This window comes from Massilia timonae, from assembly GCF_001866515.1.
GTDB classification, from domain to species: domain Bacteria; phylum Pseudomonadota; class Gammaproteobacteria; order Burkholderiales; family Burkholderiaceae_D; genus Telluria; species Telluria timonae.
In genome coordinates this window covers 288,472-308,793 of record NZ_JRYB01000001.1, presented here as the reverse complement: position 1 = coordinate 308,793, position 20,322 = coordinate 288,472, and the positions used below count along the sequence as shown (strand labels likewise).

Below are 20,322 nucleotides of genomic sequence, written 5' to 3'. Positions count from 1 at the left end.
CCTAACAGGGCGACCGATTATTGCCGTTTATTAAGTATTACATGTAAATCGGGTCGACCGCTCAGCGCTTGCCGGTGGTGGCGCCCGGCACCAGCTGGCGCAGGATGGCGTCGGCGATGCCGAAAGCGCGCTGGCCGGCCATATTCCCGGCCAGCAGGTCGTCGGCCATGTCCTGCATGTCCTGGTTGACGCGGTTGTTGAACACGCTGTCCTCGGCCGCCATCGCGCGGGTCGAGGAACGCATCGTGCGCAGCATGTGGCTCACGAAAAAGCGCTCGAATTCGACCGCGGCCTGGGTGGCTTTCGCCACGTAGGCCGGGTCGGGCTGGTCGGCGGCGGGCGCGACCGGCGCGTCGGTGTTCGGGGTCAGGCTGCCGTTGCGAAGATCGTCGATGCGCATCAGATCACCACCAGTTCGCCTTCGATCGCGCCGGCCTGGTCGAGGGCCTGCAGGATCGCCATGATGTCGTCGGGCGAGGCGCCCAGGCTGTTCACGGTGTCGATGATGGTCTGCAGGCGCGCGCCCGGCGGCCAGCGGAACATCTGGCCCGAGCCCTGGTCGACCGACAGCTTCGATTCCGGCGTCACCGCGGTCTGGCCGCGCGCGAACGGGCCCGGCTGGCTGACGCGCGAGCTTTCCGAGATGATCACCTTGAGCGAGCCGTGGGTCACGGCGGCCGCCTTCACGCGCAGGCCGTCGGCGATGACGACGGTGCCGGTGCGCGAGTTGAACACGACTTTCGGCACTTCGATGCCGGCTTCGACGCTCAGGGCGTTCAGGGCGGCCACGAAAGCGACGCGCTCGGTCGGATTCTCGGGGGCGATGACTTCGACGCTGGTGCCGTCCAGGGTGGTGGCGATCGGACCGTAGCGCTTGTTGATCGCGTTGACCACGTTGGTGGCGGTCTCGAAGTGCGGCTGGCGCAGGCGCAGCATCACTTGCGGGCGGGTCGCGAAGTCGGTCGCGATCTCGCGCTCGATCATGGCGCCGTTCGGCACCCGGCCGGCGGTGGGGGTGTTGACGGTGACCGAGGAACCGCTGCGGCCGGTGGCGTTCAGGCCGCCGACCACCACATTGCCCTGGGCCAGGGCATAGATCTCGTTGTCGGCCGCGCGCAGTTGCGTGAGCAGCAGGGTGCCGCCGCGCAGGCTCTTGGCGTCGCCCAGCGAGGAGACGGTGACGTCGATGCTCTGGCCGCGGCGGTAGCCGGGCGGGAAGGTGGCCGAGACCATGACGGCGGCCACGTTCTTGTTCTTGGCGTCCTCGCCTTCCGGCAGGCGCACGCCGAACTGCTTGAGCATATTGATGACCGACTGGCTGGCGAACTTGACCTGGGTCGAGTCGCCCGAGCCGTTCAGGCCGACCACCAGGCCGTAGCCGACCAGCGGGTTTTCGCGCACGCCTTCGACGCTGACCAGGTTGCGCAGGGCTTGCGCGGCCTGGACCGGCAGGACGGCGCCGGCCAGGACGGCGGCGAGCAGGAAAGGAACAAAGCGGCGCAGGTTCATGTCGTCCTCAGAACGGCAGCCATGGGCTGTTGAAGAAGCGCGTCAGCCAGCCCGGCTGGTTGGCCTCGGCCAGCGCGCCGCGCGCCGAATAGGCGATGCGGGCATTGGCCACGCGCAGCGAGGACACGCGGTTGTCGGCGTCGACGTCGGCGGCGCGCACGAAGCCCTTCAGGCGCACGAATTCCTCGCCCTGGTTCAGCATCAGGTTCTTTTCGCCGGCCACGCGCAACAGGCCGTTGGGCAGCACTTCCTGCACGATCACGGTCAGCGAGCCGGACAGCGCATTCTGCTGGGTGCTGGTGGCGTCGCCCTGGAAATCGCGGTCGGCGGTGATGTCGACCGCCGCCTTGTCGTAGACCTTGCCCAGCGCGGCGAGGGGAGAAATGCCGATCGAAGACCCCTTCGAGATGCTGGTGCCGGCGCGCTTGCTGGCCTGGGTCGTCTCTTGCAGGATCACGGTGACGGCGTCGCCCACGCGGTAGGCGCGGCTGTCCGAGGTCAGCGAGACGGTGTCGGCGGTGAACACGCCGCCCGAGACGCCGCCGCGCGCCATGCGCTGCAGCGGCATGTGGTCGTCATCGTCGTCGCGCATGGCGACCTGCGCCGGCGTGGCGCAGCCGGCCAGCATGACGATGCCGAGAACGGCAGCCAGGGCTTTCATCAGCGCGCCGCCTGCGACAGGTATTGCAGCATATTGTCGGCCGCCGACAGCACCTTGGTGTTCATCTCGTAGGTGCGCTGGGCGGCGATCATGTCGACCATCTCTTCGACCACCTGCACGTTCGAGCCTTCCAGCGCGCCCTGCTTCAGGGTGCCGAAGGCGGCGTCGCCCGGACGGCCTTCGTTCGGCGCGCCGCTGGCGGCGGTTTCCTGGAACAGGTTGTCGCCCAGGGCCAGCAGGCCGGTCGGGTTGATGAAGGCGGTCAGGTTGATCTGGCCGATTTCCTGCGGCGCCGGCTGGTTCGGGAAGGTCACCGAGACCACGCCGTTCTCGCCGATGGTCACGCCGCTGGCATTCTGCGGGATCGTGATCTGCGGGACGATGGCCAGGCCCTGGGCATTGGTCAGGGTGCCGTTCGGATCGACCTTCAGCTGGCCGGCGCGGGTGTAGGCCGGTTCGCCGTTCGGGCGCAGCACCTGCAGGAAGCCGTTTCCCGAGATGGCGACGTCGAGCGGCTGGCTGGTGGTCTGCAGGCTGCCGTTGGTGAAAGCCTTCTGGGTGCCGACCACGCGCACGCCGTTGCCGAGCTGGACGCCGCCGTTGACGGTGTTGTCGGCGTTCTGGGCGCCCGGCTGGGCGTCGACCTGGTAGAACAGGTCTTCGAACACGACGCGGTCGCGCTTGAAGCCGACGGTGTTGACGTTGGCCAGGTTGTTGGCGATGGCCTGCAGCTTGGCATCCTGTGCCTGCACGCCGGTCTTGCTGATCCACATTGCTGGATTCATGGTTGCTCCCTAATTAAGTGTGGCCTTACTTCGCGATTCAGGCGCCGATGAGCCGGTTGCCCGACTCGTTCATGCTGTCGCTGGCCTTGAACATCTTCATCTGCAGTTCGAAGCTGCGGTTCAGGCTCATCACGGCCACCATCTCCTCGACCGCCGAGACGTTGCTGCCTTCGAGGGCGCGGCCGCGCACGGTGACGTTCGGGTCCGCTGCGAGCTGCTCGCCGTCGCGCGTGACGATCAGGCCGGCCTCGTTCTTGGCCAGCTGGGCGCCGTCGGCGCTGACCAGCCGCAGGCGGTCGATGATCTGGGTAAGGGTGCCGCCTTCGGGCATCACCGAGATGGTGCCGTCGTTGGCGATATCGACCGCGGTGTGCGGCGGCAGCACGATCGGCCCGCCCTCGCCCAGCAGCGGGCGGCCACCCACCGACAGCGCGCCGTTGGCGTCGATGTCGATCGCGCCGGCGCGGGTATAGGCTTCGCCGTTGTCGAATTCCACCGCCAGGTAGCCGTTGCCGTTGACGGCGACGTCCAGCGCGCGGCCGGTGTCGCGCACCGTGCCGTTGCGGGTCGAGACGGCATCGGCCATGCCGCGCGCCAGGTGCACGTCGTCATAGCCGTAGCCGGCCAGCGCCTGGCTCGAGGCCAGTTCGATATTGGCGCGAAAGCCCGGGGTGTCGGCATTGGCCAGGTTGTTGGCGCGCACCTGCTGCGCCTGCAGGGTGCGCTGGGCGGCGCTGACGGCGGTGAAGATGAACTTGTCCATGGCCTGGGCTTACAGCGCCTGCATCAGCGACTGCATCATCTGGTTCTCGGCGGTGATCACCTTCGAGTTGGCCTGGTAGTTGCGCTGCGAGGTCATCAGGCCGACCAGTTCCGAGGTGATGTCCACGTTCGAGCCTTCCAGCGAACCCTTGGACAGCTTGCCGGCCAGGCCGACGCCCGGGGTGGTGTACAGCGGCGCGCCCGAGTTGGCGTTGGCGACCCAGGTCGTGTCGCTGGTCGGGACCAGGCTGCCCTCGTCCGGGAAGGTGGCCAGCGCCACGGTGCCCACGACCTGCTGCTGTTCGTTGCTGTACTTGGCGACGATCGAGCCGTCCTCGGCCAGTTCCACGCCGACGAAGGTGCCCGAGGCATAGCCGTTCGGACGGTTGATGTTCTGGGTCGCGGCGCCGGCCAGCTTGGTGGTGCCGCTGTAGTCGAAGTTGAACTCCAGGGGTTCGGCGCCCGGCGGGGTGAGTTCCAGGTCCGGACCGTTGACCGAGGCCGCTTCGATCCGGCCATTGGTGTCGAAGTTCATGGCGAAGCCGGCGCCGGTCGGCGCGGCGCCGTTCAGGCTGTAGTGCACGGTCACGACGTCGTCGTCGGTCTTGACGAAGTATTGCGAGACGGTGTGCTGGGTGCCCAGCGAATCGTAGACCACCGACTGCTTGACCATATTGTAGGTATTCGGGTTGTTCATGTCGAAGGCCGCGGTCGGCTCGACCCACTCGTTCGACATATTGCCGGAATAGGCCACGCGGGTGCTGGCCACGGCCGGGATCTGGCCGGTCGGGACTTCGATGTCGCCCATGGTGCCCATCACGCCGTTGACGGTCGGGCCATAGCCCTGCACGCGCTTGCCGGTGGCGTCGACCAGGTAGCCGTCGGCATTGGTGTTGAAGATGCCGACGCGCGAGTACGAGACCACGCCCTGGTCGTCGCGGCTGGTGAAGAAGCCGCGGCCGAGGATGGCGGCGTCGAGGCCGCGGCCGGTGGTCTGCAGGCTGCCGTTCTTGCCGATGTCCTGGGTCAGCGAGCCGACCTGCACGCCGTTGGCCATGTCGCCCGCGTACACCGACGAGAAGTTGGCGCGGCTGCTCTTGAAGCCGTAGGTGCCGGCGTTGGCGATATTGTTCGACAGGGTATTCAGCTGCTCGTTGATGGCCTGGATGCCCGACAGGGCGATATTGAAGCTCATGGGGAATCCTTTGTTTAGTTGGTCAGCGCCAGGTCGGCGGACGTGTTTTTACCGTTGAAACCCGTGATCCAGCCCGGCTCGACTTCGCCGACGCCGGCCACCTGCATCAGGATGCCGCCGGTCGAATCGAGGCGCACGCTGTTCAGGCGGCCGTCGATCTCGATCGCCGGCTTGGTGCCGTCCGACGACTCGGCGGCGATGCTGTACTTGCCGGCCGGCAGGCCGAGCTGCGCCGGGTCGAGCGTGAATGCCTGGCCGCCGGCGCCGTGCGGCGGCAGTTCGATCCTGGTCTGCTTGCCGGCGACGTCGGTCAGGATCACATGGGTGAGGGTGCTGGCCCCTTCCAGGCGCACGCTGCCGGTGATCGCGGTGTCGCCCAGTTCCACGCGGCTGGTCTCGACCGAGACCTGGCTGCCGACCTGGCCGCCCATCGCCAGCACCTGCAGGCTCTGCAGCATGGTGGCGCTGGCGGCCGTGGTCTGGGTCATGTTTTCCAGCGCCTCGGTCTGCGACAGCTGCGACAGCTGGTTGACGAAGGTGGCCGGATCGGACGGGGCCAGCGGGTCCTGGTTGCGGATCTGCGCCACCAGCAGCTTGGTGAACATGTCCTTGTTCTCGCTCATCGGCACGCCGGCCGGGGCAGTGCTGGTATTGCTGTAATTGCTGCTGAAACCGAAGTTATTGGTGGTGGTGACCATGATCAGCTTTCTCCCATGCGGATCAGGGACTGCTGCATCGACTTGATGCGGCCCATGACCTCGACGTTCGTTTCGAAGGCGCGCGAGGCGGCCATCATGTCGGCCATCTCGGCCACTTCATTGACGTTGGCGTAAAAGACCATGCCGTCGGCGTCGGCCAGCGGATTGTCCGGCTCATGCACGCGGCGCAGCGGTTCGCTCGACTGCACCACGTCCAGCACCTGCACCTTGGCCACGCCCTCGCCGTCGAGCACGGCGGAAAACACGGGCTTGCGGGCGCGGTAGGCCTCGGCCTCGGTGGTGGCCACGGCATTTGCGTTGGCCAGGTTGCTGGCGATCGTGTTCATGCGCACGGTCTGGGCCGCCATGGCCGAGCCGGCGATCAGGGAAATGTCTTTGAAACCCATTCAGCGCTCCTTATTGGCCGGTGATGGCTTTGTTCAGGCCGCGCAGCTTCATATTGATGAAGGTCAGGCTGGTCTGGAAATCGGAAGCGTTCTGCGAGAACGCCGCCTGCTCGACGCCGATCTCGACGGTATTGCCGTCGGCGCTCGGGTGGTAGGGCACGCGAAACAGCGCGCCGTCCTCGGAGAGCGTCGGCAGGCCGTCGTCGGCATCCATCCGGTCCTGCATTACGCTGGCGAAGTCGATGTCGCGCGCCGTGTAGCCGGGCGTGCTTTCGTTGGCGATGTTGGCGGCCAGCACGCGGGTGCGTTCGGCGCGCAGCTGGAGCGCGTCGGCGCTGACGCCGAGGGCTTCCTTGAAATTAATCGACATGGCGATTCTCCAGTGAACTGCAGTGAACTTGGTTAGAATGGGCCTTTCCGCCTGACCCGTATTGTCCAATGATTGCTTTCCGTACGGCAACAATAAGTATTGTAACCTGTCTGTTGTGCACCACAGCGTGGTCGGCGCAAACTCTTTCCGTACAAATAGAACAAGCCGCGCGCGAGCAACTCGAGAAGGTCGCCGCGGCCAGCGCTCTGGGCGATCCGGAGTTCGACCTGAGCGTGGTCAGCAGCCGTCCGGCGCCCGCCTGCAAGGGGCCGGTAAGCGTCGAAGCGCTCGACACGCGCCAGCCGGCGCGCATGCGTTTCGTGGCGCGCTGCCCGGACGGACAGGGCTGGCGCCACGACTTCGTGGTGCGCGCGCGCATGTCGGCGCTGGTGGCGGTGACGGCGGCGCCGGTGGGCGCCAACCAGACGCTGGGCGAATCCGACGTCACGCTCGAGCGGCGCGACGTCACCAACCTGCGCGATCCGATCGGCCTGCCCGAGGAAGCGGTCGGCCAGTCGAGCCGGCGCAGCCTGCGCGCGGGCGAGGTCCTGCGCGCCAGCCAGCTGGTGGCGCCGATCGTCGTGAAACGCGGCGACGCCGTGGTCATGACGGCGCGCGAGGACGGCATCGAGGTCAGCATGGCGGGCGAGGCGCTCGACGCCGGCGCGCGCGGCGCCGTGGTGCGGGTCAAGAACAGCGCCAGCGGCCAGGTGGTGCGCATGCGCGTGCTCGGCGCCGGCGCGGTGCAGCCGATCGACATGCCGTTGGGCGAATAGACCGTCATTCCTGGTTCCCTTGCAGGCCGGCCGCGATGCGGGCCAGCTTGGCGGCGTAGCCCGGATCGGTCGCATAGCCGCCGCGCGCCAGTCCCTGGGCGAAGGCCTGGGCGTCGTTGCCGGTGTTCAGGGCGGCGCGGTAGCGCGGATTATCGGTGAGCACGCGCGCATAGTCCTGGAAGGCGCTGGCCGCGTCCGGATAGGCGCGGAAGCGCTCGCGCGTCTTGAGCGCGGCGCCGTTCACGTATTCGGTGGTGGTGGACTCGCCGGCGGCGCCTTCCCAGCCGGCGCCGGCCTTGATCCCGAACAGGTTGTGGCTGCTCGCGCCGTCGGCGGTGCGCAGCGGACGCTGGCCCCAGCCCGATTCGAGCGCGGCGTGGGCCTGCACCAGTTCCGGCGCCACGCCGAGTCGTTGCGCGGCCTGGCGCGCCCAAGGGGCGATGCTGTCCAGGAAAGCTTGCTGCTCCGGCGTGCTGGCCGCAGCGCCGCCGCTGGCGGTGGCAGGGTCGACGCGCTCGTCCTCGCCCATGATCAAGCCTTGCGCGCGCAGCCGCAGCAGGGCGCCTTCGGCGCTCAGGCTGCTGGCGGCGCCGCCGTCGACGTCGCCGTGCTGGATGTAGGCGTTCACTTCGCCCTGCAGCTCGCTGAACAGGCGGCCGAAGCCGGCGCCGCCGCCGTCGCCGATGGCCGCGGTCGGACGGGTCGCGGCGGTGGCCGACGTGGCCGCCGTGGCGGCGGTCGGCGCGATGGAGAAATCAGCGTGGCGCATAGATGGCGTCCTCGCCGTGCAGCACGCGCTGCATCACGGAGTATTGCTCGGCCAGCAGTTGGCCGTTGCGGATGGTCGCTTCCTTGCAGGCGCGCACGATGGTTTCCAGCTCGGCCCAGGCGGCGTCAAAAGTGGCGCGCGCGGCCGGTGTCAGGCTGGCGATGTACTGTTCCATCGTGGCTTGCGCGCCGAGCAGGGCGCGCACCAGTTGCAGGCGCTGCTGGCGCCGGCCTTCCATGGCCTCGAGCAGCGGCGCCAGGTCCGCGGCCAGCGCGGTCAGTTCAACGCTGCGGTGGCGCACGGCGGCCTCGAACTGCCGTTCCAGCAGGGCGTGGATGGCGGCGGCTTCGTGCAGGTCGCGCTGGACGCCGTCGAGCAGCAGCGCATTGGCTTGGGTACGGGTGAGGGTGGCCATCAGCGTCCTCCGTGGAATTTCTGGATCAGGCCTGCCAGGCGGCCCGGGTCGAACGGCAGCTCGCCGCGCGCCAGCGCATCGCGCAGCTCGGCCACGCGGGCGGCGTCGAAGTCGGGCATGGCGCGCAGGGCTTCGGACGCCGGTTTCAGCACCTCGGATTGCAGGGCGGCGCCGGCGCCCGCCGGCATCTCGGCCTGGACCGGCGCGGCCACGGTCTGGGCGCCGACAGTGACGCTGGCGACGGCGGCGTTGGATGAGCCGGTGATTTTCATGCGGTTACCTCGGGATTTCGGTTGGATCGTCATGGCGTTTTCGGCAATTGGCCGCGCAATTCTTCGAGCGCCGTCGCGTCGGGCAGCGTGACGGTGGCGCCGTTGCCCAGCGCCGTTCCATTGCTGCCGGGGGCGCCGAACATGTTCGCCACCGCGCGCGACTGGGCGCTGGTCAGGATCAGGAGTTCGATGCGGCGGTTCATGCCGTCCAGCGGGTCTTCCGGATGCAGCGGACCGCGGTCGGCCATGCCGACCACCTGCAGGATGGTGGAGGTCTGCATGCCGCCGGTGAGCAGCTGGGCGCGCGCGGCCAGCGCGCGGTCGGTCGACAGGGCCCAGTTCGAGTAGCCGCCCTTGTCGATGCCGGCGTAGCGGCTCGAATCGGTATGGCCGATGATCAGCATCTGGTTGCGCATCTGGGCGAACAGCGGCCCCATCTTCTGCAGCAGGCGCGCGAAGCGGCCGGTGGGCAGCGCGCTGCCGCGCATGAACATGCCCTGCTTGTCGGTGTCGTGCAGCATCACGCGCAAGCCGTAGGGCGTGACGACGGTGGCCAGGTTCGAGGCCAGGCCGGCGTTCACCGACAGCTCGGTCAGGGCCCTGGACAATGCGGCCAGGTCGGCTGGCGTCTCATAGCCGACCTTCGGGGCGCTCGGGCTGCCCGGCTGGCTGGTGCCGGCATTGCCGGTGCGCGGGACTTCGAAGCGTTCGATCAGGCTGCCGCTCGGCTCGGTGGCGATGGCCGGCTTCTGGCCTTGCCCCTCGAGCATGCCGGCGCTGGTGGCGTCGCGCACGATCGCCTTCAGGTTCTGCTGCTCGCGTGCGGCGATCAGCCACAGCACCAGGAACAGCGCCATCAGGGCCAGGCAGAAGTCGGCGAACGCCACTTTCCAGGCGCCGCCGTGTTCGTCGTGCTGGTGCTTGCCGCCGCCGCGCTTGACGATGGTCGATTCGTGCTTGTCGTTCGTTTTCGACACGTGTTACCCCGCCATGCGGTCGCTGCCGCGGCGCCGCTTGTTCTGCGATTCGTCTTCGCCGCCCATGGCGTTGATCCACTGTTCGAGCTGGGCGAAGCTGGGCTTGGTGTTCAGCTGGATCAGGCGGCGTCCGGCGTCGATCGCCAGCAGCGCCGGCTTGCCGGCCACGTGGGTGCACAGCACCACCTTGACGGTCTCCATGGTCGAGGCGTCCGAATTGACGGTCTGCTTCATCAGGTTGGCCAGCGGTTCGAGCACGCCGTAGCAGAAGAAGATGCCGATGAAGGTGCCGACCATGGCCGCGCCGACCTTCTCGGCGATCTCGCCCGAATCGGCGCCGCCCGAGACCGAGTACATCGCCATCACGATGCCCAGCACCGCGGCCAGGATGCCGAAGCCCGGCATCGCCTCGGCGATCTTCTGCAGCGATTTCGACGGCTGGGTCAGCTCTTCGTGGATGGCTTCCAGTTCCTGCTCCAGCACGCCTTCCAGCTCGTGGGCGTTGATCTTGCCCATGGCCATCAGGCGGAAGTTGTCGACGATGAAGGCCAGCAGCTTCGGCTCGGCCAGGATCGCCGGATAGCGCTGGAACAGCGGGCTTTCGGCGGGCGCCTCGACGTGGGCGTCCAGCGCCTTCAGGCCGCCGGCGGCGGTCTGCAGCAGTTCGTACATCAGGAGCAGCAGCTGGCGCTGGAATTCCGAGTCGTGCTTCTTGCGCGCCGCGACCTTCTTGAGCTGGTGGCCCATCTCGGACAGCACGTGGCGCGGATTGCCGAGCACGAGCGCCCCGAAGGCGGCGCCGCCGATGATCAGGATCTCGACCGGGTGGAAGATCGAGGCGAAGGTGCCGCCCATCATGGTGAATCCACCGAAGATGGCGCCGAGCACGATGGCGATGCCGAGTAGTTGCTGCATGACTTAGGGCCTTTCTGGCTTATTCTGTGATTCGGTTCAGTCGCGCCCGAGCGCGGCCTTCATCTTGGCCAGCGCACTCTTGTTGAGCTGGCAGACGCGGGCGTCGGACAGGTCGAGCACGGCGGCGATTTCCTTGTAGCTCAGTTCGAACTCGTAGATCATCTGGATCACGCGCTGCTCCTTTTCGTTGAGGGTGGTCAGCACCTGTTCCAGGCTGCGCCGCACCATGAACTGTTCTTCCGGGCCGGGCGTATGGTGGGCGTCGGCGACCGCTTCCTGCAAGACTTCGTCAAAGCTCAGCATTTCCTCGGCGCTGTCGTCGAGCAGATACTGTTGATACTCATCAGCGGACAGGCCCAGGGCCTGCGCCGCCTCTTTCTCGCTCGGCTCGCGGCCCAGGCTGCGGGTCAGCGCGCGCAAGGCGTCGCGCTGGCGGTGGCTGTCCTGGCGCACGGCGCGCGGACGCCAGTCCTGGCGCCGCAGCTCGTCGAGGATGGCGCCGCGCACGCGCAGCGCCGCATAGCTCGAAAAGCCGGCATCGGGCTGGCCGTAGCGGCGCAGCGCTTCGAGCAGTCCCATCAGGCCGATCTGTTCCATGTCCTCGCGCCCGAACGCGCCCGACACCTGGCTGCCGAGCTGGCGCGCGATGCGCTTGACCAGCGGCGCGTAGGCCAGCAGGTGGCGCCCCTCGTCCTGGGCGCTCATGCCGGCGGCTTGCGCCTCGCCATAGTCGGCGCAGGCGCCGGCGGCAACGTCGAGGTAATCGGTCATATAGGCCACGTGGTCACCCGCGATGGTGTCACTCGATGATCAGCTTGCCGACCATGACTTCGGAAAACGGCTTGATGTGGTTTTCCTTTTCATAGTTGGCGTTGAATACCTTGTTCAGCTCGGCCGCGTACTGGTCGACCGTCATGCTCGACGCTTCGGCCATGGTGCGCGCCGACAGCGCCGAGACGGCGATCGAGCGCAGCAGCGGCAGCTGTTCCTTGGCTTCCTTCTCCTCGGCCGGCGTGGTGGCCAGCACCAGGTCGACCGACAGGTAGTGCGCGGCCTGCTCGTTCGGCGCGCGGCGCAGCATGACGATCACCTTGTCCAGCGTGACGTACTTGGTCGGCTTCTTTTCGGGGGCCGGCTTGGCCACGGCGCCCGCGGCGGGCGCCGGGTTCATGTACCACATGGCGCCGCCAGCGGCGGCGGCGGCCGCCACGGCGACCCCGGCAAAGGCGATGATCAGTTTTGCTTTCATGGTCTTTAGTCGCGGTTATTCATCGAAAACAGGGAACCGGCGTCGCCGGCGTCGTTCAGGGCCAGGCCGGGCGTGCGCTGGCGCTGTTCTTCCTCGCTCTGCTGGCGGCCGCGGCCCCCGGCATCGGCGCCGGGCTGGCCGGACGGCTGGTTGCCGGCCTGGGCGGTGGATTGGGCGCGCGGGGTCTCGCTCACGTTGACCGAGACGTTGCTGTACTGGCGGCCGGCCAGGTCGTTGCGCAGGCTGTCGCTGACCGTGTTCAGCTGGCGCAGCACTTCGCTGTTGGAGGCGGCGATAGACACTTCCAGGTTGCCGCCGCTGTGGCGTACCGAGATCTCGATCCGGCCCAGCATCGGCGGCTCGAGGCGGATCGTGGCCTGCTCCATGCCGCGGCCGAGCTGCAGCTGGAGGCGGTCGCCCAGCGCTTCCTGCAGGGTCTGGCGCCAGGCGGTCGGCGGACCGGCGAGCGTGACGCTGTCGGCGCCGCGCGTCGCGGCCGGCTGGCTGGCGGCGCCGGCGACGCCGGTGGCGCTCGTAGGCGTGGGCTCGGCGCCGTCGGCCGGGGCGGCGTCCAGCGCCGGGGCGGCGTGCGCCGGGGCGGCGCCCGCCGTGGCCGGGGCGCGGCGGCAGGCAGCGCCTGGGCCACGGCGGCGTCGGTGCGCGGCGCGGCCGGCGCCGCGGCTGGCAGCGGCAGGGCCGCGGCGTCCGCTGCGCCGCGGGCCGCGGCCTGAGGCTCGGCGTCGAGCGCCAGCAGGGCATCGGTGGCGGGTGCGGCGGAAGTCACGGCGGCGGCGTTGGCGCCCACGTTGGCGCCATCGTTGGCGGCGCCGGGCTTGGCGCCCGGCATCGCCATCATCATGGCCGGCAGCGCGGCCGGCGCCGCTTGCGGCGTGATCACGGACAGTGCGGCCAGTGCGGCATCGATCGCCACCGTATCCTGTGCGCTCGTGTCGTCCGGCTGGTCGGCGCCCGGGGCTTGCGTTGCGGCCTCGGGCACGGCGCCGTCGACCGGCAGCGCCGCGTCGGTCCCGGGCGCCACGTCGCCCAGGGCGATCCACTGCTGGAATGGCAGCACCTGGGCTGCCGGCTGCGGCGCCGCCGCGTCCGCCGGCATGCCCGGCTGGGCGCCATCAGGCGCCGCGGCCGCGTCGAGCGTGGCGCCGTTCGCGGCGACCTTGCCGGCGCTGGCGCCGACGGCATTCATGGCATTCATCGCGCTGTTCATGGAAAAGTTCATCATGGGGTGCTACCTGATTCGAGTTCGCCCGCGAGGGCATAGGCCATCCAGCCTTCCTTGTTGTCGCGCATCTCGCCCAGCTGGGCTTGCAGGTGCGACGCCGCATCGGCGCTGGCGTGGGCGGCGCCATCGTGGGCCGCGCGCAGCCGGGCCAGGGCGGCGCGTTCGCGCGCGCTCCAGTCTCCGCGTCCGGCCAGCGCCTGCAACTGCGGCCCGAGCGCGCGCACCGCGCGTTCCAGCAGGTCCCAGTCGGCGCCTGCGCTCGCGTCGCGCAGCTGCGTTGCCAGGCGCTCGATGGCGGCGCTCCTATCCATTGCGTTCCTGCACGCCTTTCCAGCCCTGGCGGATGGTGGTCAGCACCTGGATCACCTCGTCGACCATGGTGGGGTCGAGCTTGATGCCGGCGCCGTTCAGGCGGTGGGCGCAGAAGTCGTAGATGCGCGCCAGGTTGGCCACGGTCTCGCCGCCGCTGTCGAAGTCGAGCGAACTCGACAGGCCATTGATGATCTCGACGCATTTGTCGATGCTCCTGGCCTTGGCCTCGTAGCGGCGCGCGACGATGTGGGCGCGGGCGCGCGCCAGCTCGTCGAGCAGGCCGTCGGTGAGCAGGAGGACCAGCTCGACCGGCGAGGCGCGCGACGTCTGCGCATCCAGGTTGACGGCGTGGTAGCCGCCGTAGGCTTCCTGATAGGACATGATGGTGGGGCTCTCTTAGTCTTGGTCGTTGCCGAACAGGGCGTCGAACAGCGACACGTTATGGTTCATCACGCCCTGCATCGACTGCAGTTGCGTGAACTGGCGCAGGTAGCGGTCGTAGGCGGCTTTGTGCTGCAGGTCGAGCGTGGCCTGGCGATCCGCCAGCCGCGTCTGCAAGGTGCCGTTCTGGTCGCGGCGCTGCTTGATCTGGCCGTCGATGCCGTTGCTCCAGGATTTCAGGTATTTGTCGAGTTCGCCGGCGACGCCGGTCGGATTCGAGGCGGAGGCGGCGCCAATCACCGTATCGAGGCCGGTCGGGTTGCGCGCCAGCTGGGCCAGCAGGCGGTCCGAATTCACCTCGAGCGTGCCGCTGCGGGTGGCGATGATGCCGTAGGTGGCGAGCGATTCGCCGGTGCCCGGACGCAGCAGGGCGGCCAGGCGGTCCGCCAGCGCGCGCACGCCGCCGTCGCGGGCGAAGGCGCCGTCGTCGGCCGAGGTGGACGGATCGTTGCCGGCGGTGAGCTTGGTCAGCGTGGTCTTGAGCTTGTTGAAGGCGTCGACGAAGGCCTGCACGTTGGCGAGGGTCGACGTGTTGTCGGGGCCCACGGTCAGCGAGACCGGCGCGGCGCCCGATGCCTGGGCCTTGGTGAAGGTCATCTTGACGCCGTCGATCGCGGTGAAGGTATTGCTGGCCTGGGTGATCGCGGTGCCGCCTTCGCCGCCGACGTGGATTTCGGCGTCGACCCCGTCGACCAGCGTGCGCAGGTTGCCGGCGCCGAGCTTGGCGGCGAGCGGGTTACCGTCGAGGTCGCCTTGCAGGCCGCTGGCGTCGATCGTGATCTTCGAGGCCGCGCCGGTGTCCTTGGCGGTGAGCACCAGTTCCGAGGTGCCGTTGCCGGTGTTGACCACCGAGGCCACGACCTTGCCGGCGTTGCCTTCGGCGGCATTGATCGCGGCCGCCAGTTCGCGCGGGGTCAGGTCGCGCGCGGTGGCGCCCAGGTCCACCTCGAACGACGTGCCGTCGACGCCGCCCATCTGGATGTCCAGCTTGCCGCTGACGCCGGTCGCGTTGCCCAGGCCCGCGTACGACACCTGGCTGGCCGCGGCCAGCTGCTTGACGAAGAAGGAATAGGTGCCGGCCGCCGCGGTGCTGGTGGCGGTGGCGCTGCCGATGGCGGCGTCGCCGAACACCGCCGACTGCGCGTACATGGTCTTGTTCAGGCCGGTGAGCGAAGACAGGCTGGTCTGGAATGCCGACAGCGCCGAGCTCAGGTCGGACAAGCCTTTTTCGGTGGCGTTGGCGGCCGTCGTCTGGGCGTTCAGGATCGCCTGGCGCGAAGCGATGTACTTGTCGGCCAGGTCGTTCGCGGTCGGGATCGGATCGTAGGTTGGTGCGGTGATTGCAGTTGCCATGCGTGCTCCTTGGTCTATTCGTGTGCGTCGTTCATGCCGCGGCCAGGCCGCCCGGTTTTCCGGCCATCCACGATTGGGTGGCGATATCGTCTTCGCGCTTTCTGGTGGCGCGCTCCTGTTCGACTGCCAGCGCATCCTGCTCGCGCACCAGCACCTTGCCCAGCAGCTCGCGCCGCACCCAGGCGTCCTTCAGGCGTCCCTGCGCCACCGCCATGTTCGCTTCGTGCAGCGCCAGGTCAGTGCGGTGGCTGTCGGCCAGCGCCAGCACGCCCTGCTTGTAGGCGCCGCAGTTCAGGGCCAGCGCCGGATTGAGCGCCAGCGTGGCGCCGGACGCGCCGCTGCCTTCGGCCAGCTGGGCCAGGCGCTCCAGGTTGACCTGGTAGCGCACCCGGGTCGCTTCCTGGCTGGCCAGGTCGGCCTGCAGGCGGTCGACCTGGGTCGAGCGCAGCTGCACCAGGGTGTCGAGGCTGCGGATGGTGTTTTCTCGTTTCACGGTCCGGTCCTCACGCCATCATCGCGCTCAAGGCCGCGACGCAGCCGGCCATCGGCGCCGCCTCGCGCGTGCCCTGGCACAGGAAGGCTTCGATCTGCGGCTGCAGCTGCACTGCGCGGTCGGTTTCCGGATCGGCGCCCGGGACGTAGGCGCCGAGCGGGATCAGGTCGCGCACGCGCGCATGGCGCGCCATCGCGGCTTTCAATTTGCGCGCGGCCAGCGCGTGCTCCTGCGGCACCACCTGGGCCATGCAGCGCGAGATCGACTGGGCGACGTCGATCGCCGGATAGTGGCCGCGCTCGGCCAGCTCGCGGGTCAGCACGATGTGGCCGTCGAGGATCGCGCGCGCCGAGTCGACCACCGGATCCTGCTGGTCGTCGCCCTCGGCCAGCACCGTGTAGATGGCGCTCATGCTGCCTTGCGGATGTTCGCCATTGCCGGCCGATTCGACCAGTTGCGGCAGGTTCGAGAACACCGACGGCGGGTAGCCGCGCGTGGCCGGCGGCTCGCCCAGCGACAGCGCGACTTCGCGCAGCGCCATCGCGTAGCGGGTCAGCGAATCGCACAGCAGCAGCACGTTCAGCCCGCGGTCGCGGAAGTGGGCGGCGATCGAATGGCACATCTCGGTCGCCATCACGCGCATCAGGGGGCTTTCGTCGGCCGGGGCCACCACCAATACGGCGCGTTTCAGGCCTTCCGGGCCGAGCGAGCGCTCGACGAACTCGCGCACCTCGCGGTTACGTTCGCCGATCAGGCCGACCACGATCACGTCGGCCACGGTCTGGCGCGTGATCAGGCCCAGCAGCACCGACTTGCCGACCCCGGAGCCGGCCATCAGGCCGACGCGCTGGCCCTTGCCGATGGTGAGCATGGCATTGATGGCACGCACGCCAACGTCGAGCGGTTCCTCGACCGGCGCCTTCCTGAGGGGATTGACGCGCGGCGGGGTGGTCGACAGCGGCTGGTCGCCGCCGAGGCGGCCAAGGCCGTCGATCGGCTCGCCCAGGCCGTTGACCATGCGGCCCAGCCACGACGGCCCGATCATGAGGTCGCTCTTGTCGGGCGTGGGCAGCACGCGCGCGCCGGTGGCCAGGCCCGCCGCCTTCTTGAACGGCATCAGGTACGAGACCTTGTCGCGAAAGCCCACCACCTGGGCGTCGAGCCACTCGCCGTCGACGGTCTCGATGCGGCAGCGCTGGCCGGTGTGCAGGCGGCAGCCGACGGACTCCAGCAGGAGTCCCTGGGCGCCCACCAGGCGTCCGGTCGGCGTCGCCACCGGCACCGCGCCGATGTCGACCGCACGCAGGCTGTCGGCCAGGGCCATCATGCCGTCGGCTCCTCCGTCATGAGCTGGTCGTGGACCTGCTCCATCACCGCCGCCAGGCGACCCTGGCAGCCGGCGTCGACTTCATTGTCGCCGGCACGCACGCGGCACTCGCCCGGCTCCAGCGCAGGGTCGGGCAGCAGGGTCCAGGTGCGCGCGCGCTTGGGATCGAGTTCCTGCACCCGGCGCAGTTCCTCGGGATTGAGGAAGACCTCGACCTCGTCGCGCGACGGCGGCATCACGGCCAGCGCTTCTTCCACCAGGGCCAGCAGCTGCACCGGCTGCAGCGCCAGTTCGGCGCGGATCACCTGGCGCGCGATCTTGCCGACCAGTTCGACGACTTCGTTGCGCTGCGCCGCGCGCAGGTCGGCCTTGAGCTGGGACAGGCCCTCGAGCATGGCCTCGACCGGGCGCGCCAGTTCGTCGAAGCGCGCCAGCGCGGCGGCGCGGCCTTCTTCCATCCCGCGCTCGCGGCCCTCGGCCTCGCCGCGCGGATAGCCTTCGGCGCGGCCCTGGTCGAGACCGGCCTCATAGCCTTCGCGCTGGCCCTGGCGGTAGCCGTCGGCCAGGGCGCTCTGCCATTCCTCCTGCGAGCCCGCGCCGTTCGGGCCGGCCGGGCGCGCCGCGCTGAACTGGTGCAGCGGCGGGAAGTGATAGGACCTGAACTGCTTCATTCCGCGGTCGCCTCGGCAAACAGCTGGATGTCGATCTCGCCGGCGTCGGCCAGTTCCTTGACGGTGGCCATGATCTCGCGGCGGGTCTGTTCGATGCGCGACATCGGGATCGGGCCCGAACGGCGCATCAGGTCTTCGAAGCTCTGGGCCTGGCGGCGCGGCATCGCGGCCAGGATGGCTTCGCGCAGCGGCGCCTCGGCGCCCTTGAGCGCGATCGCCCACTGTTCCAGCGGCACGTCGTCGAGCAGGCGGGTGATGACCTGTTCGGTCTGGCGCGACAGGATGAAGAAGTCGTACATCGACATCTCGATCTGCGACACCACCTCGGGATCGTGGGCGCGCAGCAGTTCGACCATGCCGGCGCGGTTGTCCTGCAGGCGGTTGAGGATGTCGGCGACCTGGCGCACGCCTTCCACGCTGGCGCTTTGCGTATCCAGCGCGGCCAGGCAGCGGCCGACCAGCTCTTCGAGCTCGTGCAGCACGTCGCGGTCGATCTCGTCCAGGCGCGCCATGTTCAGCAAGACCAGCTCGCGGCCCTCGACCGGCAGCGCCTCCAGGATCTGGGAAGCCAGCGCCGGCGGCAGGAAGGCCAGGAACACGGCCTGCATCTGCACGTGCTCGCTCGAGACGAATTCGGCCAGCCAGCGCGGCGAGGCGTACTGCAGGCGCGCCATCATCGGGCGGATCGCATCGCCATAGATCGTGTTGAGCACGCTATTCGCGATGTCGCTGCCCAGCGCCAGGTCGAGCGAGCGCTTGAGGTAGCTGCGCGAGGCACCATGCAGGCCACTTTGCTGGCGGTAGTCGTCGAAGAACGATTGGAGCGCCGACTTGACGGCGTCGACCTTGATGCCGCTCATGCGCGACATGACCTGGGTCAGTTCCATCAATTCGTCGCGCTCGAGGCAGCGCAGCACGGCGGCCGCCTGCTCCTCGCCGATCGACAGCAACACGATCGCGGCCTGTTCGACCGGCGTCAGGACGACGGCGTCGTCCTCAAAATTATTCTGGTCGGCCATGTTTTTTCTGTACCCATTGTTTGACGACTTCGGCAACGCGCTCGGGCTCCTTGCCGGCCAGGATCTTCAGGTGGTCGACCATGACGTCCACCGCCGAACCGCTCGGTGGCAGGTCGTAGTTCTCGAGCAGCGGGACCACGGCGCCGGGGCTGGTCGCGGTGGCGGCGTCCGGCGCGCCGAGGGCGGCCACGCCGGCAGGCAATGACCCGGCCGCGGCCGCGCCGGGCGCGGCGGCTGCGGCGCCCGGTGCGCCCGGCAGGGCAGGGGTGGCCGGCGCCAGCGGCGGCTGTTGCGGCGCCAGGCGCGTGGTGACGGCGCGCAGCAGCGGGCGGGCCAGCAGGAAGTAAGCGAGGATCGCGCCCAGCGCCCACAGGGCGTAGCTGGTCATGTCGACCACGTTGTCGCGCTCCTGCCACCATTCCTGGGCCACGGGCGCGGCCGGGAAGTTCAGGCTCGAGACGGCCAGCACGTCGCCGCGCGCGGCGTCGATGCCCAGGCCGCCGGCCAGGATGGTCTTGATGTTGGCCAGCTCGGCCGGCGTCCAGGCCTGGCCGTTGGCGGCGCTGGCATTGTTCAGCACCACCGCCACCGACAGCTTCTTGAGGCGGCCGCGTTCGCGCTTGATCTGGGTGATCGCACGGTCATAGGCGTACTGGCGGGTGGTGGCGTTCTTGCGCGCGCTGCCGTCCTCGCCGTTTCCGCCCGGCGCCTCGGTATCGAGCGCATCCGGATTGGCCGGCGCCGGCGGGCGGTTCGACAGGGTGCCGGGCACGCCCAGCGCCATGCGGTTCTTTTCCATCTCCTCGCGCATCGCCTCGCTGGTGACCTTCGGGGCTTCGCCGTATTTTTCCTGGGTCTCTTCGATGCGGTCGTTGTCGACCGCGGCGGTCACGCTGAGCTTGTAGTTGTTGACGCCCAGGATCGGCGCCAGCAGGTCGTTGACGTTGGCGCGCACCTCGTCGGTGTAGCGCTTCGAGGCCGCGTCGCCCTGCGTCGCGCCTTCGAAGCCATCCTCCAGGTCGACCCGCGACGACAGGAAGTTGCCGGCCTGGTCGACCAGCGACACGCGCTGCGGCTTGAGGCCGGGCACGCTGCCCGAGACCAGGTTGACGATCGCCGCCACCTGCTCGTTCGACAGGGCGCGGCCGGGTTTCACCGAGACCACCACCGAGGCCGAGTTGCCGTCGGTAGTCGCGGTAACGAAGGAGCTGGTCTTGGCGATCGCCAGGTGAACCCGCGCCGACGCGATCGCGTCCATGGTCAGGATGCTCTGCGCCAGCTCGCCTTCCAGGCCGCGCCTGAAGCGCACGTCCTGCACGAACTGCGACACGCCCAGCGGATCGTTGCGGTCCATCAGTTCCAGGCCGGCCGGCAGCTGGGCGGTCACGCCCTTGGCGGCCAGCAGCATGCGCACCTTGCCCAGCGCGGCGGCCGGCACCATCACCTGGCCGCTCTCGGGGTGTACACGATAGGGAATCTGTTCGGCTTCGAGCACGGTCATCATGTCGGCGGCGGCGACTTTTTCGCGCGCGCCGAACACCGGCTTGTAGCTGGACTGGTCCTGCCACATGTACATCATGATGGCGGCGGTGAGCGCCACGGCCAGGCCGAGCATCAGCGGCAGGTTGTTGCGCAGCAGGGGCGGCAGCGAGGGCAGGGCCAGCTTGCCGCCGACGGCGGACTTGAGGGAGGAGATCACGGGAAGT

At 68.9% G+C, this 20,322-nt stretch carries 27 protein-coding genes; 1 reads left to right on the top strand and 26 read right to left on the bottom strand.

Translation table 11 applies throughout. The features are described from left to right. Positions 1-61: 61 nt before the first annotated feature. From LO55_RS01430 to flgB, 9 genes are read right to left on the bottom strand one after another with little or no spacing between them, the layout of a single operon-like run. A complete protein-coding gene (locus LO55_RS01430) occupies positions 62-400 on the bottom strand; it encodes a rod-binding protein (protein WP_005668581.1) in 339 nt (112 codons plus the stop codon). Then, a complete protein-coding gene (locus tag LO55_RS01425; RefSeq protein WP_071360158.1) occupies positions 400-1,509 on the bottom strand; it encodes a flagellar basal body P-ring protein FlgI in 1,110 nt (369 codons plus the stop codon). The genes LO55_RS01430 and LO55_RS01425 overlap by 1 nt, the downstream gene beginning before the upstream one ends. A 7-nt stretch (positions 1,510-1,516) precedes the next feature. Further along, complete coding sequence (gene flgH / locus LO55_RS01420; protein ID WP_071360157.1) at positions 1,517-2,170, bottom strand: flagellar basal body L-ring protein FlgH; 654 nt, start codon at positions 2,168-2,170, stop codon at positions 1,517-1,519. Next, a complete protein-coding gene (flgG, locus tag LO55_RS01415; protein ID WP_005668586.1) occupies positions 2,170-2,955 on the bottom strand; it encodes a flagellar basal-body rod protein FlgG in 786 nt (261 codons plus the stop codon). Before flgG ends, flgH begins: the two co-directional genes overlap by 1 nt. Positions 2,956-2,992: 37 nt before the next feature. After that, a complete protein-coding gene (locus LO55_RS01410) occupies positions 2,993-3,718 on the bottom strand; it encodes a flagellar basal body rod protein FlgF (RefSeq protein ID WP_071360156.1) in 726 nt (241 codons plus the stop codon). Between the two features lie 9 nt (positions 3,719-3,727). Next, complete coding sequence (locus LO55_RS01405) at positions 3,728-4,912, bottom strand: flagellar hook protein FlgE (RefSeq protein WP_071360155.1); 1,185 nt, start codon at positions 4,910-4,912, stop codon at positions 3,728-3,730. Between the two features lie 14 nt (positions 4,913-4,926). After that, positions 4,927-5,610: a flagellar hook capping FlgD N-terminal domain-containing protein gene (locus LO55_RS01400; RefSeq protein ID WP_071360154.1), complete on the bottom strand. Its 684-nt coding sequence runs from the start codon at positions 5,608-5,610 to the stop codon at positions 4,927-4,929. Between the two features lie 2 nt (positions 5,611-5,612). Then, on the bottom strand, positions 5,613-6,017 hold the full coding sequence (flgC, locus tag LO55_RS01395; protein WP_005668593.1) for a flagellar basal body rod protein FlgC: 405 nt from the start codon (positions 6,015-6,017) through the stop codon (positions 5,613-5,615). Positions 6,018-6,027: 10 nt separating this feature from the next. Beyond that, positions 6,028-6,387 carry a flagellar basal body rod protein FlgB gene (flgB, locus tag LO55_RS01390; RefSeq protein WP_071360153.1) on the bottom strand — a complete coding sequence of 120 codons (360 nt, stop codon included), beginning with the start codon at positions 6,385-6,387 and terminating at the stop codon, positions 6,028-6,030. Positions 6,388-6,500: 113 nt separating this feature from the next. On the opposite strand from flgB, the gene flgA reads away from it, so the two are divergent. Further along, positions 6,501-7,163 (top strand): flagellar basal body P-ring formation chaperone FlgA, encoded by a 663-nt coding sequence (flgA, locus tag LO55_RS01385; RefSeq protein WP_229410015.1) that lies wholly within the window; start codon positions 6,501-6,503, stop codon positions 7,161-7,163. Positions 7,164-7,167: 4 nt separating this feature from the next. Here the strand turns inward: flgA and flgJ are convergent, their stop codons facing one another. From flgJ to fliF, 17 genes are read right to left on the bottom strand one after another with little or no spacing between them, the layout of a single operon-like run. Then, on the bottom strand, positions 7,168-7,932 hold the full coding sequence (gene flgJ, locus LO55_RS01380; protein WP_071360152.1) for a flagellar assembly peptidoglycan hydrolase FlgJ: 765 nt from the start codon (positions 7,930-7,932) through the stop codon (positions 7,168-7,170). Continuing rightward, positions 7,919-8,347 carry a flagellar export chaperone FlgN gene (gene flgN, locus LO55_RS01375; RefSeq protein WP_071360151.1) on the bottom strand — a complete coding sequence of 143 codons (429 nt, stop codon included), beginning with the start codon at positions 8,345-8,347 and terminating at the stop codon, positions 7,919-7,921. The genes flgJ and flgN overlap by 14 nt, the downstream gene beginning before the upstream one ends. After that, entirely contained in the window at positions 8,347-8,619 is a 273-nt protein-coding gene (flgM, locus tag LO55_RS01370) for a flagellar biosynthesis anti-sigma factor FlgM (RefSeq protein ID WP_071360150.1), read from the bottom strand. The genes flgN and flgM overlap by 1 nt, the downstream gene beginning before the upstream one ends. A 29-nt stretch (positions 8,620-8,648) precedes the next feature. Further along, positions 8,649-9,596 carry a flagellar motor protein MotB gene (locus LO55_RS01365; RefSeq protein ID WP_005668602.1) on the bottom strand — a complete coding sequence of 316 codons (948 nt, stop codon included), beginning with the start codon at positions 9,594-9,596 and terminating at the stop codon, positions 8,649-8,651. 3 nt (positions 9,597-9,599) lie between these two features. Continuing rightward, positions 9,600-10,511: a flagellar motor stator protein MotA gene (gene motA, locus LO55_RS01360; RefSeq protein WP_005668603.1), complete on the bottom strand. Its 912-nt coding sequence runs from the start codon at positions 10,509-10,511 to the stop codon at positions 9,600-9,602. A 36-nt stretch (positions 10,512-10,547) separates the two neighbouring features. Beyond that, complete coding sequence (locus tag LO55_RS01355) at positions 10,548-11,282, bottom strand: FliA/WhiG family RNA polymerase sigma factor (protein WP_071360149.1); 735 nt, start codon at positions 11,280-11,282, stop codon at positions 10,548-10,550. Between the two features lie 28 nt (positions 11,283-11,310). Then, positions 11,311-11,760, bottom strand: coding sequence for a flagellar basal body-associated FliL family protein (locus LO55_RS01350; protein ID WP_005668605.1), 450 nt, complete (start codon positions 11,758-11,760; stop codon positions 11,311-11,313). Between the two features lie 5 nt (positions 11,761-11,765). Further along, complete coding sequence (fliK, locus tag LO55_RS01345; RefSeq protein WP_441293282.1) at positions 11,766-12,131, bottom strand: flagellar hook-length control protein FliK; 366 nt, start codon at positions 12,129-12,131, stop codon at positions 11,766-11,768. Then, on the bottom strand, positions 12,020-13,000 hold the full coding sequence (locus tag LO55_RS27150) for a hypothetical protein (protein ID WP_071360147.1): 981 nt from the start codon (positions 12,998-13,000) through the stop codon (positions 12,020-12,022). The genes fliK and LO55_RS27150 overlap by 112 nt, the downstream gene beginning before the upstream one ends. After that, positions 12,997-13,311 carry a hypothetical protein gene (locus LO55_RS01335; RefSeq protein ID WP_071360146.1) on the bottom strand — a complete coding sequence of 105 codons (315 nt, stop codon included), beginning with the start codon at positions 13,309-13,311 and terminating at the stop codon, positions 12,997-12,999. Before LO55_RS01335 ends, LO55_RS27150 begins: the two co-directional genes overlap by 4 nt. Then, positions 13,304-13,693: a flagellar export chaperone FliS gene (fliS, locus tag LO55_RS01330; RefSeq protein ID WP_071360145.1), complete on the bottom strand. Its 390-nt coding sequence runs from the start codon at positions 13,691-13,693 to the stop codon at positions 13,304-13,306. The genes LO55_RS01335 and fliS overlap by 8 nt, the downstream gene beginning before the upstream one ends. Before the next feature lie 15 nt (positions 13,694-13,708). Further along, the gene (gene fliD / locus LO55_RS01325) at positions 13,709-15,106 is read right to left on the bottom strand and encodes a flagellar filament capping protein FliD (protein WP_071360144.1); all 1,398 of its coding nucleotides are present in this window, start codon (positions 15,104-15,106) and stop codon (positions 13,709-13,711) included. Positions 15,107-15,137: 31 nt separating this feature from the next. Then, on the bottom strand, positions 15,138-15,599 hold the full coding sequence (locus LO55_RS01320) for a flagellar FliJ family protein (RefSeq protein WP_071360143.1): 462 nt from the start codon (positions 15,597-15,599) through the stop codon (positions 15,138-15,140). 10 nt (positions 15,600-15,609) lie between these two features. Then, positions 15,610-16,926 carry a flagellar protein export ATPase FliI gene (fliI, locus tag LO55_RS01315; protein WP_005668612.1) on the bottom strand — a complete coding sequence of 439 codons (1,317 nt, stop codon included), beginning with the start codon at positions 16,924-16,926 and terminating at the stop codon, positions 15,610-15,612. Then, positions 16,923-17,597 (bottom strand): flagellar assembly protein FliH, encoded by a 675-nt coding sequence (gene fliH / locus LO55_RS01310; RefSeq protein ID WP_005668613.1) that lies wholly within the window; start codon positions 17,595-17,597, stop codon positions 16,923-16,925. The genes fliI and fliH overlap by 4 nt, the downstream gene beginning before the upstream one ends. Beyond that, on the bottom strand, positions 17,594-18,616 hold the full coding sequence (locus tag LO55_RS01305; RefSeq protein WP_005668614.1) for a FliG C-terminal domain-containing protein: 1,023 nt from the start codon (positions 18,614-18,616) through the stop codon (positions 17,594-17,596). The genes fliH and LO55_RS01305 overlap by 4 nt, the downstream gene beginning before the upstream one ends. Beyond that, positions 18,600-20,315, bottom strand: a complete 1,716-nt coding sequence (gene fliF / locus LO55_RS01300) for a flagellar basal-body MS-ring/collar protein FliF (protein WP_071360142.1) — start codon at positions 20,313-20,315, stop codon at positions 18,600-18,602. The genes LO55_RS01305 and fliF overlap by 17 nt, the downstream gene beginning before the upstream one ends. Positions 20,316-20,322: the final 7 nt, after the last annotated feature.